The sequence below is a fragment of the Actinomadura sp. WAC 06369 genome (assembly GCF_003947565.1).
In the GTDB taxonomy this organism is placed as follows: Bacteria; Actinomycetota; Actinomycetes; order Streptosporangiales; family Streptosporangiaceae; genus Spirillospora; species Spirillospora rifamycini.
Map to the genome: position 1 here is coordinate 1 of NZ_QHJN01000183.1, position 14906 is coordinate 14906.

2 protein-coding genes are annotated in these 14906 nt (G+C 72.6%); both read left to right on the forward strand.

Annotation, left to right across the window (positions count from 1 at the left end; genetic code table 11):
- A partial coding sequence (locus tag DMH08_RS33430; RefSeq protein ID WP_125620026.1) for a type I polyketide synthase occupies nucleotides 1–6998 on the forward strand: 6998 nt, incomplete at its 5' end.
- 2 nt (nucleotides 6999–7000) lie between these two features.
- The coding region (locus DMH08_RS33435; RefSeq protein ID WP_125620028.1) for a type I polyketide synthase at nucleotides 7001–14906 on the forward strand (7906 nt) is incomplete at its 3' end.

Consider the following 14906-nt stretch of genomic DNA (forward strand, 5'->3'; position numbering starts at 1 on the left):
TGAACGGCCCGGAGCTGACGCCGGAGTACTGGTACGCGAGCCTGCGCGAGACGGTCGAGTTCGATCGCGCGATCCGGGTCCTGGGCGAGTCGGGGCATGGGGTGTTCGTCGAATCGTCCCCGCACCCGGTGCTCACCCCCGCGATCAGCGAAACCCTGGAGGACCAGGCGCCGGTGGTGGTCGGGACACTGCGCCGGGACGAGGGCGGGGCGGATCGCCTGCTGGCCTCGCTCGCCGAGGCGTATGTCCAAGGCGCCTCTATCGAGTGGGCAAGCGTTCTAGGCGGCGGCACCAACGTCGACCTGCCCACTTACGCCTTCCAGCGGCAGCGCTACTGGCCCGTGGAGGCGGCGGCCCGGCCTCCGGCCGCGGCGGGGGTCGAGGATTGGCGCTACCGCATCCGCTGGCAGCCGATCGGCGACGCCGCCGCGCCCGGCCGTCCGGTCCTGGTCGGCACCTGGCTCCTGGTCGGTGAGGGCGCCGTCGCCGACGCATGCGTCCGGGCTCTGGCGGAGCACGGCGCGCGGGTGGTGCGCACCGGGATCGAGTCGCTCGCCGAGGCGGCCGTCGACGAGGTGGCCGGCGTCGTGTCGGTGCTGGCGCTGGAGGAAGGCGAGGACCCGCGGTACCCGTGGGTCCCGCGCGGCACTGCGGGGACCGTCGACCTGGTGCAGGCGCTCGGCGACGCCGCGATCTCCGCGCCGCTGTGGCTGCTGACCCAGAGCGCGGTGCGGACCGGCTCGGGCGATGTGACGACCGACCCGCGGCAGACGCAGCTGTGGGGCATGGGGCGCGTCATCGGGATGGAGCTCCCGGACCGCTGGGGCGGCCTGGTCGACCTTCCTCCCGTGTTCGACGCCGACGCCGGGGCCCGGCTCGCCGCGGTCCTCGCGGACGGCGGCGAAGACCAGGTGGCGTTGCGCGAGTCCGGCACGCTTGTGCGCCGGCTGGTCCGCGCCGACCCGCGGCCGGCCGGCCGCGCGCCGTGGCGGCCGCGCGGCACCGTGCTGCTGACCGGCGGGACCGGTTCGATCGGCGCCTGCGTCGCGAATCGGCTCGCCGAACGCCGGGCGCGGCGCGTCGTGCTGACGAGCCGCTCCGGCCCGTACGCGGACGGCGCGGTCGGGCTCGCGGCGTCCATGGCGACCGCCGGGTCGGCCGTCGACATCGTGAGCTGCGACACCGGCGTCCGGTCGGAGGTCCTCGACCTCGTCGGGTGGATCGAGGACGGCGGGCCGAGCCTGTCGACGGTGCTGCACTCCGCGAACACCGGCTACCTCGCCCGCGTGGAGGACACCAGCCGGGAGGGCCTGGCGGCGGCGCTGGGTGCGAAGGCCGCCGGTGCCTCCTACCTGGACGAGGCGACGGCCGAACTGGATGTCGACGAGTTCGTGCTGTTCTCGTCCATCTCGGCGACGTGGGGCAGCAACGACCACGGCCCCTACGCGGCGGGGAACGCGTTCCTGGACGGGTTGGCCGAGGAGCGCCGTGCCCGGGGTCTGCCGGGCACCTCGATCGCCTGGGGTGTGTGGGACTCGCGCGACTGGGACGCCGTCGACGACCTCATGGACCACAGCCCCGGCCGGGTGACGCCGCGGCGCCTGCGCCGGCAGGGCATGAACTTTCTCGAGACCGAGCGGGCGCTGACGGCTCTCGACGAGGTCCTCGCGGACGACGAGACGTTCATCGCGCTCGCCGACGTGACGTGGGAGAAGTTCGCCCCGGTGTTCCGCGCGGCGCGTTCGCGTCCGCTGCTGGACGAGATCCCGGAGGCGCGCGAGGAACAGGCCCCGGCGGCCACCGAGACCGGCGCGGCGGCCCCGGCGGCGGGACCGGTCGGCGAACTGGCCGCCAAGCTGGCGGGCCTGACGGCGGGAGAGCGGCGGCACGTGACCGTGGAGCTGGTCCGCGCGCACGCGGCGGCCGTACTCGGACACTCCTCGGCCGCGGACGTGCCGTCCGCGCGGGCGTTCCGGGAGCTGGGCTTCGACTCCCTGACCGCCGTGGAATTGCGGAACAGGCTCAACGCGGCCGCGGGCGTCAAGCTGCCCGCCACGGTCGTGTTCGACCATCCCAACCCGACGGCCCTGGCCGAGGAGGTCCTCGCGCGGCTGTTCGGTACGGAGACGGACGACGCGGCGGCGGCCCCGGCGGCGGTCGCCGCCCCGGCGGAGCCGATCGCGATCGTCGGTATGTCCTGCCGCTACCCGGGAGGCATCCGGACCCCAGATGAACTCTGGCGGTTGCTGGCCGACCAGGGTGACGGGATCGGCGGTTTCCCGGCCGACCGCGGCTGGAACGCCGAGGCGCTGTTCGACCCGGACCCGGAAGCCGAAGGCACCACCTACGTCATCGAAGGCGGCTTCCTCAGCGGGGCCGCGGAGTTCGATGCGGGGTTCTTCGGGATCAGTCCGCGTGAGGCGTTGGCGATGGATCCGCAGCAGCGGTTGCTGCTGGAGACGTCGTGGGAGGCGATCGAGCGTGCGGGTGTCGATCCCCGGTCGCTGCACGGTTCCCCCACGGGCGTGTTCGTCGGCGCGGCCCGCTCCTCGTACCTCGACACCGGCCCGGAGACGGTCGGGGGCGAAGGGCACCGCATGACCGGCGCCGCGATGAGCGTCCTGTCCGGGCGGATCGCCTACTCGCTCGGACTGGTGGGCCCGGCGATGACCGTCGACACCGCGTGTTCGTCGTCGCTGGTGGCGCTGCACCAGGCGGTGCAGGCGCTGCGGTCGGGAGAGTGCTCGATGGCTCTGGCCGGCGGCGTGACGGTGATGGCAGACCCGGGCGAGTTCGTCGGCTTCTCCCGGCTTCGGGCGCTCTCGCCGGACGGCCGGTGCAAGGCGTTCTCAGAGGGCGCGGACGGCATGGGCATGGGCGAAGGCGTCGGCATCGTGGTGCTGGAGCGCCTGTCGGAGGCCCGCCGGAACGGGCACCGCGTGCTGGCGGTGATCCGCGGCAGCGCGATCAACCAGGACGGCGCCTCGAACGGCCTCACGGCGCCCAACGGCCCGTCGCAGCAACGGGTGATCCGTGCGGCGCTGGCCAACGCGCGGCTGTCGGCGTCCGATGTGGACGTGGTGGAGGCGCACGGGACCGGTACGGAGCTGGGTGATCCGATCGAGGCGGGTGCGCTGCTGGCTACCTATGGCCAGGGGCGTGCGGGTGATCGGCCGTTGTGGCTGGGGTCGGTCAAGTCGAACATCGGTCATGCGCAGCAGGCGGCGGGCGTCGCGGGCGTCATCAAGATGGTGATGGCGCTCCAGCACGGAACCCTGCCCAAGACGCTGCATGCCGACGAGCCGTCGTCGCACATCGACTGGACGTTCGGGAACGTGCGGCTGTTGCAGGAGCCGGTTTCGTGGCCCGCGGGTGACCGTCCCCGCCGGGCGGGCGTCTCGGCCTTCGGGATCAGCGGCACGAACGCCCACGTCATCGTCGAGGAAGCCCCGGCCGACGCCCCCGAGACCACCGACGACGCACAGCCGGTGCTGTCGTCCGGTATTACGGCATGGGCGTTGTCCGGCCGGGATTCCGAAACGCTCACCGAACAGGCGGGCCGCCTGCGCGAGCACGTGGCGGCGCGCCCGGAACTGCCGGCGCACGATGTGGCGTGGTCGCTGACCACCACCCGGACGGCATTCGAGCAGCGCGCCGTCGTTCTGGGGACGGACCGAACCGAACTGCTCGCCGGCCTCGCCGCGCTCGCAACGGAGCAGCCCGGCCCCGGTGTGGTAACGGGCGAAGTCCCCTCGGATGGCGTGGGCCGGACGGTGCTGGTGTTCCCCGGTCAGGGGAGCCAGTGGGTCGGCATGGGCCGCGAGCTGGCGGAGGCGTCGCCGGTGTTCGCGGCGCGGCTGGCGGAGTGCGCGGCGGCCCTTGCACCTCATGTGGAGTGGGATCTGGACGACGTCCTTGCGGGCCGTCACGGGTTCGAGGCTGCGGATGTGGTGCAGCCTGCGCTGTGGGCGGTGATGGTGTCGCTGGCGGCGGTGTGGGAGGCCGCGGGCGTCGTCCCGGACGCGGTCGTGGGCCACTCGCAAGGCGAGATCGCTGCGGCCGCCGTCGCCGGGATTCTCTCGCTGGAGGATGCGGCGAAGGTCGTCGCGCTGCGCAGCAAGACGCTGAAGGCGTTGGCGGGGCGTGGCGGGATGCTGTCGATCGCCGAGCCCGCCGACGACGTCCGTGCGCGCATCGAGCCCTTCGGGGAGCGCCTCTCGATCGCTGCGGTCAACGGCCCGTCCGCGACGGTGCTGTCCGGGGACGCCGATGCCCTGCGGGAGCTGGTGGAGTCGTGCGGCGAGCAGGTCCGCACCCGGGTGATCCCGGTGGATTACGCCTCGCACAGCGCCCACATCGACGAATTGCGGGACGAGATCGTCTCAGTCCTGCAGGGGATCGAGCCTCGCGAGGCGCGGATCCCGATGGTGTCGGCGATGAGCGGCGAGTGGCTGAACGGCCCCGAGCTGACGCCGGAGTACTGGTACGCCAGCCTGCGCGAAACGGTCGAGTTCGACCGAGCCATCCGGGCGCTGGCCGACTCGGGGCACGGTGTCTTCATCGAGTCGTCTCCGCATCCGGTCCTCACCCCCGCGATCAGCGAGAGCCTCGAAGACCGGACTCCGGTAGCGGTGGGGACGCTGCGCCGGGACGAGGGCGGCGCGGACCGGCTGCTGACCTCGCTCGCCACGGCGCACGTCCAAGGCGTCTCCATCGACTGGGGTGCCGTCCTGGGCCGCGGCGCGACGGTCGACCTGCCCACGTACGCCTTCCGGCGGGACCGCTTCTGGCCGGAGCCGCAAGAGCCGTCGGCCGGGCCGGGACCGGTCACCGCGAGCACTTCCGCCGAGGCGGGCTTCTGGAACGCCGTCGAGACGGGCGACGCGGCCGCCCTGGCCGAGTTGCTCGGGGTGGACGCGTCCGACACTGCCCTGGGCGCGCTGACCGAATGGCGCCGCCGCGAACGCGCCGAGTCGGCGATCGCCGACTGGCGCTACCGGATCGCCTGGAAAACACTCGCCGCCGACGGTGCAGCACCGACCGGGACCTGGCTGCTCATCGGGAACGCCCCCGACGTCGCCGACGCCCTGGCCGCCGCCGGCGTCCGGGTCCTTCCGGTCGACGTCGACGGAATCGACACCACCGACAAGGACGCGCTGGCCGCCGCGTTGCCCGGCGACGTCGCCGACCTGTCGGGCATCGTGTCCGCGCTCGCCCTCGACACGGACGCGGACGCGCCGCTCGCCTCCCACCCCGGCGTGCCGCGCGGTCTCGTCGCCACCCTCGCCCTGGCGCAGGCCGTGACCGAGAGGCCGGACGGGACGAACGCGCCCGCACCGCCCCTGTGGGTGCTGACCCGCGGGGCGGTCGTCGCTCCCGGAGACGAGACCGCGGGCACGCCCGTGCAGGCGCAGATCTGGGCCCTCGGCCGCTCCGTCGCCCTGGCGCATCCGCGGTCGTGGGGCGGCCTGGTCGACCTCCCGGAACGGATCGAGGGGCCGGTCGCCGGGCGGCTCGCGGCCGTCCTCGCCGATGGCCGGGAGGACCAGGTGGCGCTGCGCCGGTCCGGCGCGTACGGGCGGCGGCTGGCCCGCGCCCCGCGCCCGTCCGTCCCTGCGCCGGGGACGGCCTGGGCCCCGCGCGGGACGGTGCTGGTCACCGGCGGCACCGGCGCCATCGGTGAGCACGTCGGACGCTGGCTCGCCGGGCGCGGCGCCCGCCGGGTCGTGCTGACCGGACGCCGCGGACCCGCCACCGAGGGCGTCCCCGCACGGGCCGCCGAACTGGCCGCCGCCGGCGTCGGCGTGGACGTCGTCGCCTGCGACGTCGCGGAGCGCCCGGCCGTCGCGGGCCTGCTGAAGCACATCGACGCCACCGGCGGCCCGGCCCTGTCCACGGTGATGCACACCGCGGGCGTCGGCCAGGGGCGCACCGTCGCCGGCACCACCGCCGCGGACCTCGCCGAGGTGTGCGCGCCCAAGGCGGACGGGGCCCGCTGGCTCGACGAGCTGACGGCGGACCGCGACCTGGACGCGTTCGTCCTGTTCTCCTCAGGCGCCGCCGTCTGGGGCGGCAGCGAGCAGGCCGGCTACGCCGCCGCGAACGGCTTCCTGGACGGGCTCGCCGCAGCGCGCCGCGCCGCAGGCTGCCCGGCCACGGCCCTGGCCTGGGGCCTGTGGGAAGGCGGAGGCATGGCGGGCGGCGACATCGGCGCCCGGCTGAACCGCTACGGCCTCCGGGCCATGGACCCGGCACTCGCCGTCCAGGCCCTCGGGCAGGCACTGGACGCGGGAGAGGACTCGCTCACCGTCGCCGACATCGACTGGTCCGTGTTCGCCCCCACATACACGCTGCGCCGCCCGAGCCCGCTGCTGGCCGACCTGCCGGAAGCCGGCGACGACGCCGCCGCGGCGGACACCCCGCGGGAGGCGGCCGCACCCGCCCCCGGCCGCCTGGCGGAAACGGTCGCGGGCCTGCCGCGCACCGAGCGGCTGCGCCGGTTGGCGGACCTGGTGTGCGAGCAGGCCGCGGCCGTCCTCGGCCACTCCTCCGCCGACGCGCTCCCGAAGGGCCGGCCGTTCCGCAAACTCGGCTTCGACTCGATCATGGCCATCGACCTGCGGAACCGGATGACCGGCGCCACCGGCCTGAAACTGCCCGCCACGCTCGTCTTCGACCATCCGACCCCCGCCGAACTGGCCGAGTACCTGGACGGCGAACTCGTCCCGGACGCAGCGGCGGACGACCCGAACGAAACCGGCGGCGACCCGGTGCTCGACGGGCTCGACCGGCTGGAGGCCGCGCTCGCCGCCGTCCCCGGAGGAAGCGGTGCCCGGCGCGACGTGACGGCACGCCTGAGAACGATGCTCTCCCGCTGGCTGGGGGACACCGGGCAGCCACCGCCGGACGAGCAGGAGCGGCAGACGGTGGACGGACGGCTGGAAAGCGCCGATGCCGGCGAGGTCCTGGACTTCATCAACAAGGAATTGGGGCTTTAGTCATGACCGGTGAAGCGCAGGCCAACGGCGGGGACGGCCGGCTCCTCGACACCCTCAAGAAGCTCGCCGCCGACCTCTACCAGACGCGCAAGCGCGTCGAGGAACTGGAGGCGGGCGAGCGGGAGCCGATCGCCGTCGTCGGCCTCGGCTGCCGCTACGCGGGCGGCATCACCGGCCCCGAACAGTTCTGGGACCTCCTCGCCGACGGGACCGACGCCATGGGCCCCTTCCCGGCCGACCGTGGCTGGGCGGAATGGGAACGCGCCTACGGTGCGGAGAACGGGACCGGCGACGCCTACGCCCGCACCGGCGGCTTCCTCTACGACGCGGCCGACTTCGACGCGGGCTTCTTCGCAATCAGCCCGCGCGAGGCGCTCGCCATGGACCCGCAGCAGCGGGTGCTGCTCGAAGTCGCCTGGGAGGCGGTCGAACGGATCGGCATCGACCCGACCTCGCTCAAGGGCTCCGACACCGGCGTGTTCGTCGGAGCCAGCAGCACCGCCTACGGCACGGGCGTGACCGGAGAGGGCGCCGAGGGCTACCTGATGACGGGCGGCCTGACCGCCGTCGTCTCCGGCCGCATCTCCTACACGCTCGGACTGACCGGCCCCGCCGTCACCGTCGACACCGCGTGCTCGTCCTCGCTGGTCGCGCTGCACCTCGCCGTCCAGTCGCTCCGGCTGGGCGAATGCTCCCTGGCCCTGGCCGGCGGCGTCGAAGTGCTCGTCATGCCGGACGCGTTCCTCGAGTTCTCCCGGCAGGGCGGCATGGCCGTCGACGGCCGCTGCAAGTCCTTCGCCGCCGAAGCCGACGGCATCGGCTGGGGCGAGGGCGCGGGCGTCATCGCCCTGGAACGCCTCTCGGACGCCCGCCGCAACGGCCACCGGGTCCTGGGCGTGATCCGCGGCAGCGCGGTGAACCAGGACGGCGCGTCGAACGGCCTCACCGCCCCGAACGGGCCGTCGCAGCGCCGCGTCATCCAGGAAGCCCTCACCGACGCCGGCCTGAACGCGTCCGACGTCGACGCGGTGGAGGCGCACGGGACCGGGACGACGCTGGGCGACCCGATCGAGGCGCAGGCGCTGCTGGCGACCTACGGCCAGGCCGAGGAGCGTGCGGCGGACCGGCCACTGTGGCTGGGGTCGGTGAAGTCGAACATCGGGCACTCCGGCTGTGCGAGCGGCGTGGCCGGCGTCATCAAGATGGTGCTGGCGCTGCAGCACGGCACTCTCCCCAAGACACTCCACGCCGAACACCCGTCGCCGCACGTGGACTGGGTGTCCGGCAATGTGCGGCTTCTGCAGGAGCCGGTGGAGTGGCCTGCGGGCGACCGTCCGCGCCGCGCGGCCGTCTCGGCCTTCGGCGTCAGCGGCACCAACGTGCACGTCATCGTGGAGGAGGCCCCGAACGGGACGGACCGCGCGAAGCAGCTCCTCGACGGCGCCCCGCGCGTCCTCGAGACGCACGGCCGTCCGGCTTGGGTCCTTTCCGGCCACAACCCCGCGGCGCTCGCCGGCCAGGCGGGCCGCCTACGCGAGCACATGGTGGCGCGTCCGGAGCTGCCAGTGGGCGATGTTGCGTGGTCGCTGGCGACGACGCGTGCGGCCCTGAGCCACCGGGCGGTGGTGCTCGGTGGCGACCGGGACGGGCTGGTGTCGGGTCTGGCGGCGGTGGCGACGCAGCAGCCCGCGCCCGGTGTGATCACCGGGGAGGTCCCTCCCACCGACCTCGGTCGGACGGTGTTCGTCTTCCCCGGACAGGGGAGCCAGTGGGTCGGTATGGGGCGTGAGCTGGCGGAGGCGTCGCCGGTGTTCGCGGCGCGGCTGGCGGAGTGTGCGGCGGCTTTGGCTCCGTTTGTGGAGTGGGATCTGGGCGATGTCCTTGCGGGTCGTCATGGGTTTGAGTCGGCGGATGTGGTGCAGCCGGCGTTGTGGGCGGTGATGGTGTCGCTGGCGGCGGTGTGGGAGGCCGCGGGCGTGGTCCCGGACGCGGTCGTGGGCCACTCGCAGGGTGAGATCGCCGCGGCCGTGGTGGCGGGGATTCTTTCGCTGGAGGACGGGGCGAAGGTCGTTGCGCAGCGCAGCAAGACTTTGCGGGCGTTGGCGGGTCGTGGCGGGATGCTGTCGATCGCCGAGCCGGTGGACGCTGTCCGCGCGTGGATCGCGTCGTTCGAGGGGCGGTTGTCGGTCGCTGCGGTGAACGGCCCGTCGGCGACGGTGGTGTCGGGTGACGCCGATGCCCTGCGGGAGCTGGCGGAGTCGTGTGGTGAGTCGCCGCGGACCCGCATGATCCCGGTGGACTACGCCTCGCACAGCGCCCATGTCGATGAGTTGCGGGATGAGATCGTCTCGGTGCTGCAAGGGATCCGGCCGGGTGAAGCACGAATTCCGATGGTGTCGGCGATGAGCGGCGAGTGGCTGAACGGTCCCGAGCTGACGCCGGAGTACTGGTACGCCAGCCTCCGCGAAACGGTCGAGTTCGATCGCGCGATCCGAATCTTGGGCGAGTCGGGGCATGGGGTGTTCGTCGAGTCGTCCCCGCACGCTGTCCTGACGGGGGCGGTCGGTGACAGCCTCCACGATGTCGAAGGCGTCGTGGTGGTGGGGACGCTGCGCCGCGACGAGGGCGGCGCGGACCGGCTGCTCGCCTCGTTGGCCGAAGCGTATGTCCAGGGCGCCCCCGTGGACTGGGCGAGCATTCTCGGTGGCGGCACCCCCGTCGACCTGCCCACTTACGCCTTCCAGCGGCAGCGCTACTGGCTCGGGGCGAGGGCGGCCGTCCAGACGGCGCACGAGCCGGTGGACGACTGGCGCTACAGGATCTCCTGGCAGCCGGCGAGCGGAAGCGGCACCCCCGTATTGCGCGGCACCTGGCTGCTGGTCGGTGACGGCCCCGACCGGGACGCGGTCGCGGGCATCCTGACGGACCACGGCGCCGAGGTGGTCACTGCGCGCGACCCGCTGCACATCGACACGGCGGTGGCCGCAGGCGCGACCGGCGTGGTGTCATTGCTGGCTTTCGACGAGGAGCCCCTGGACGGGTACCCGTGGGTGCCCGCCGGGCTGGCCGGGACCGCCGAACTGCTCCGGGTGCTGGTCCAGGCCGACGTCGAGGCGCCGGTGTGGTTGTTGACCCGGGGTGCGGTGAGCGTCGGGCCGGACGAGGTGACGACGAGCCCAACACAAGCGCAGGTGTGGGGTTTCGGCCGGACGGTCGGTCTGGAGCACCCGGACCGGTGGGGCGGCCTGATCGACCTGCCGCAGGTGCTGGATGCCGAGGCCGGGGCACGGCTCGTCCGGATCCTTGCCGACGGTGTCGAGGACCAGGTTGCGGTGCGCGAGGCGGGGACGTTCCTGCGTCGTCTGGTTCATGCCGAGTCTCGGCGTTCGGAGCCGGAGCCGTGGTCGCCGCGCGGGACGGTTCTGCTGACCGGCGGCACCGGTTCCATCGGGGCATCCATCGCTCCGTGGCTGGCCGAGCACGGTGCTCCCCGCGTGGTGCTGACGTCGCGTTCGGGCCCGTCCGCGCCGGGCGTGGCCGAACTGGCCGCGTCGGTGGCGAGTGCTGGGGCGAGTGTCGATGTTCTCGGCTGTGATCTGGTGATGCGGGAGCAGGTGACCGACCTGGTTCCTTGGATCCAGGAGTCGGGGCCGGGCCTGTCGACGGTGCTTCACTCGGCGAACGCGCCCTATCTGGCGCGGGTGGAGGACACTGATCACGAGGGGTTCGCGGCGGCGTTGGGGGCGAAGGCCGCCGGCGCGGTCCATCTGGACGAGGCGACCGCCGCTCTGGGTTTGGACGAGTTCGTGTTGTTCTCGTCGATCTCGGCGACGTGGGGCAGCAACGACCATGCCGCCTACGCGGCGGGTAACGCGTTCTTGGACGGGTTGGCCGAGGAGCGTCGTGCCCGGGGCCTGCCGGGCACCTCGATCGCCTGGGGCGTGTGGGACTCGCGCGACTGGGACGCCGTCGACGCGGTGATGGACCAGGCTCCCGGTCGGGTGACTCCGCATCGACTCCTCCGGCAGGGGATGAACTTCCTCGAAACGGGCCGGGCACTACAGGTGCTGGGTGAAGTCCTCGCCGATGACGAGACGTTCGTCGCTGTCGCGGATGTGGAGTGGGCCAAGTTCGCGCCGGTCTTCCGCGCGGCCCGGCCGCGCCCGCTGCTGGACACGATTCCCGAGGCCCGCGATGAGGCCGATGAGGACGCGCGCGCGGCAGGGGCCGGCGCCGGTGGCCGTGGTGAGTTCGCGGAGCGGTTGGCGGGGATGCCGGCGGCCGAGCGGCGGCGCACGGTGGTGGAGTTGGTTCGTTCGCACGCGGCCGCGGTGCTGGGGCATGAGTCGGCCGAGGAGATCGTGGCGTCGCGTGCGTTCCGGGAGCTGGGGTTCGACTCGCTGACCGCGGTCGAACTCCGGAATCGGTTGAACGGTGCGTGTGGGCTGCGGCTGCCGTCCACGGTGGTTTTCGATCACCCGAGTGCTTCGGCGCTGGCCGACGAGATCATTGCCGAGCTGTTCGGGGCGGAGACGCCCGGACAGGTCGTCGAAGTGGCCGCCGCGCCGTCCGAGCCGATCGCGATCGTCGGTATGTCCTGCCGTTACCCGGGCGGCATCGGTACCCCCGAAGAGCTTTGGGCGCTGCTCGTCGAGGGCGGGGACGCGATCAGCGGGTTCCCCGCCGATCGCGGCTGGGACGCCGAGGCGCTGTTCGATCCGGATCCCGATTCGGAAGGTTCGACCTACGTGGTCGAGGGCGGTTTCCTGGCCGGTGCCGCAGAGTTCGACGCGGGGTTCTTTGGGATCAGTCCGCGTGAGGCGTTGGCGATGGATCCGCAGCAGCGGTTGCTGCTGGAGACGTCGTGGGAGGCGATCGAGCGTGCGGGTGTCGATCCCCGGTCGCTGCACGGTTCCCCCACGGGCGTGTTCGTCGGCGCGGCATCGTCCGGCTACTTCGGTGCTGTAGGCGCCGAATCGGGCACCCAGGCTCACTTGATCACCGGGAACGCGCTGAGCGTGCTGTCGGGGCGGGTGTCGTACTCGCTGGGGCTGAACGGGCCTGCGGTGACGGTGGACACGGCGTGTTCGTCGTCGCTGGTGGCGTTGCACCAGGCGGTGCAGGCGCTGCGGTCGGGCGAGTGCTCGATGGCGCTGGCCGGCGGTGTGACGGTGATGGCCGATCCCGGTGAGTTCGTCGGCTTCTCGCGGTTGCGGGCGCTCTCGTCGGACGGCCGGTGCAAGGCGTTCGCGGATGGTGCGGACGGTATGGGCATGGGCGAGGGCGTCGGGATGCTCGTGCTGGAGCGTCTGTCCGAGGCGCAGCGCAAGGGCCGTCGGATTCTCGGCGTGGTTCGTGGGAGTGCCGTCAACCAGGACGGTGCGTCGAACGGCCTGTCCGCCCCGAACGGTCCGTCGCAGCAGCGGGTGATCCGTGCGGCGCTGGCCAACGCGCGGCTGTCGGCGTCCGATGTGGACGTGGTGGAGGCGCACGGCACGGGCACGGAGTTGGGTGATCCGATCGAGGCGGGTGCGTTGCTGGCGACCTATGGCCAGGGGCGTGTGGATGGTCGGCCGTTGTGGTTGGGGTCGATCAAGTCGAACATCGGTCACGCGCAGCAGGCGGCGGGTGTCGCGGGTGTCATCAAGATGGTGATGGCGTTGCAGCACGGCACGCTGCCCAAGACGCTGCATGCCGATGAGCCGTCGTCGCACATCGACTGGACGTCCGGCAATGTGTGGCTGTTGCAGGAGCCGGTTTCGTGGCCCGCGGGTGACCGTCCCCGCCGGGCGGGCGTCTCGGCCTTCGGCATCAGCGGCACCAACGTGCACCTGATCATGGAGGAAGCCCCGGCCGAAGTGGTCGAGCAAGAGGCCGCAAGTGAGTCTCGGCCGACACCCTCGGTTCTCGCCGACATGCCGAGTGTCCCGTGGCCGGTTTCCGGCCGCAGCGCCTCTGCGCTCGTCGGCCAGGCTGGTCGGCTGCGCGAGCATGTGCTGGCGCGTCCGGAACTCCCCGTGAGGGACGTGGCGTGGTCGCTGGCGACGACGCGTGCGGCCTTGGAGCACCGGGCGGTTGTCCTGGGCGACGACCGCAGTGGGCTGGTCTCGGGTCTGGCCGCAGTGGCGACACAGCAGCCCGCGCCCGGCGTGATCACGGGCGAGGTCTCTCCCAACGGTGTGGGCCGGACGGTGTTCGTTTTCCCCGGTCAGGGGAGTCAGTGGGTCGGGATGGGGCGTGAGCTGGCGGAGGCGTCGCCGGTGTTCGCGGCGCGGCTGGCGGAGTGTGCGGCGGCTTTGGCTCCGTTTGTGGAGTGGGACTTGGACGACGTCCTTGCGGGTCGTCATGGGTTTGAGGCTGCGGATGTGGTGCAGCCTGCGCTGTGGGCGGTGATGGTATCGCTGGCGGCGGTGTGGGAGGCCGCGGGCGTAGTCCCGGACGCGGTGGTCGGTCATTCCCAGGGTGAGATCGCTGCGGCTGCCGTTGCCGGGATTTTGTCGCTGGAGGATGCGGCGAAGGTGGTGGCTCTGCGGAGCCGGACGCTGCGGGCGTTGGCGGGTCGTGGCGGGATGCTGTCGATCGCCGAGCCGGTGGACGCCGTCCGCGCCCGTATTGCCGCGTTCGGCGGGCGGCTGTCGGTCGCTGCGGTGAACGGACCGTCCGCCACGGTGGTGTCCGGGGACGCCGATGCCCTGCGGGAGCTGGCGGAGTCGTGCGGCGAGCAGGTCCGCCACCGGGTGATCCCGGTGGATTACGCCTCGCACAGCGTCCACGTCGATGAGTTGCGGGATGAGATCGTCTCGGTCTTGGAGGGGATCGAGCCTCGCGAGGCGCGGGTGACGATGGTGTCGGCGATGAGTGGTGCCGTGCTGTCGGGGCCGGAGTTGACGCCGGAGTACTGGTACGCGTCTCTGCGGGAGACCGTCGAGTTCGAACGTGCCGTTCGTGACTTGGCCGGTACGGGGCACGGTGTCTTCATCGAGGCGTCTCCGCATCCGGTGCTCACTCCGGCGATCGCCGAGAGCCTGGAAGAGCAGGCGCCGGTGGTGGTGGGGACGCTGCGGCGGGACGAGGGCGGGGCAGATCGGTTGCTGGCCTCGTTGGCCGAGGCGTATGTCCAGGGCGCCCCCGTGGACTGGGCGAGCGTTCTGGACGGGGGCTGCATCGTTGATCTTCCGACGTATGCGTTTCAGCATCGGCACTACTGGCCGGAGCCGGGCGGCGAGGGTGCCGGTGGGGCGGTGGTTTCCGGTGCGGAGGCGAGTTTCTGGTCTGCGGTCGACAGTGGTGATTCGGCGGCTTTGGTGGAGTTGCTGGGGGCGGATCCGGGTGATGCGGCGCTGGCGGCGTTGAGCGGTTGGCGGCGTCGTGAGCAGGCCGATTCGGCGGTTGCCGGTTGGCGCTACCGGGTGTCGTGGGTTCCGGTCGCCGAGTCGGCTGCCGTCCTGTCCGGAACGTGGTTGGTGGTCGGTGACGGCCCCGACGCCGCGGAGATCACGGAAGCCCTGGAGTCGCGTGGCGCATCGGTGCTCCAGACGTCCCTGGAGAGTGTGGGCGAGTTCGCGTCCGTGGAGCTGAGCGGTGTGGTGTCGCTGCTGGCGTTGGACGGTTCGGTGCGCGGTGGTGTGCCGGTCGGGCTGGAAGGCACGGTCGAGCTGGTTCGGCGGTTGGGCCGGTCTGGGGTTTCTGCTCCGTTGTGGGTGTTGACGCGGGGTGCGGTGTGCGCGGTTGCGGGTGATGGTGCGGATCCGGTGCGTGCGCAGGTGTGGGGTCTGGGTGTAGTTGCGGGTTTGGAGCTGGCCGGCCGGTGGGGCGGTCTGGTGGATCTGCCGACGCAGTTGGACGGGCGTGCCGCAGGCCGTTTGGCGGGGGTTCTGGCGTCCGGTGGCGAGGACCAGGTCGCGGTGC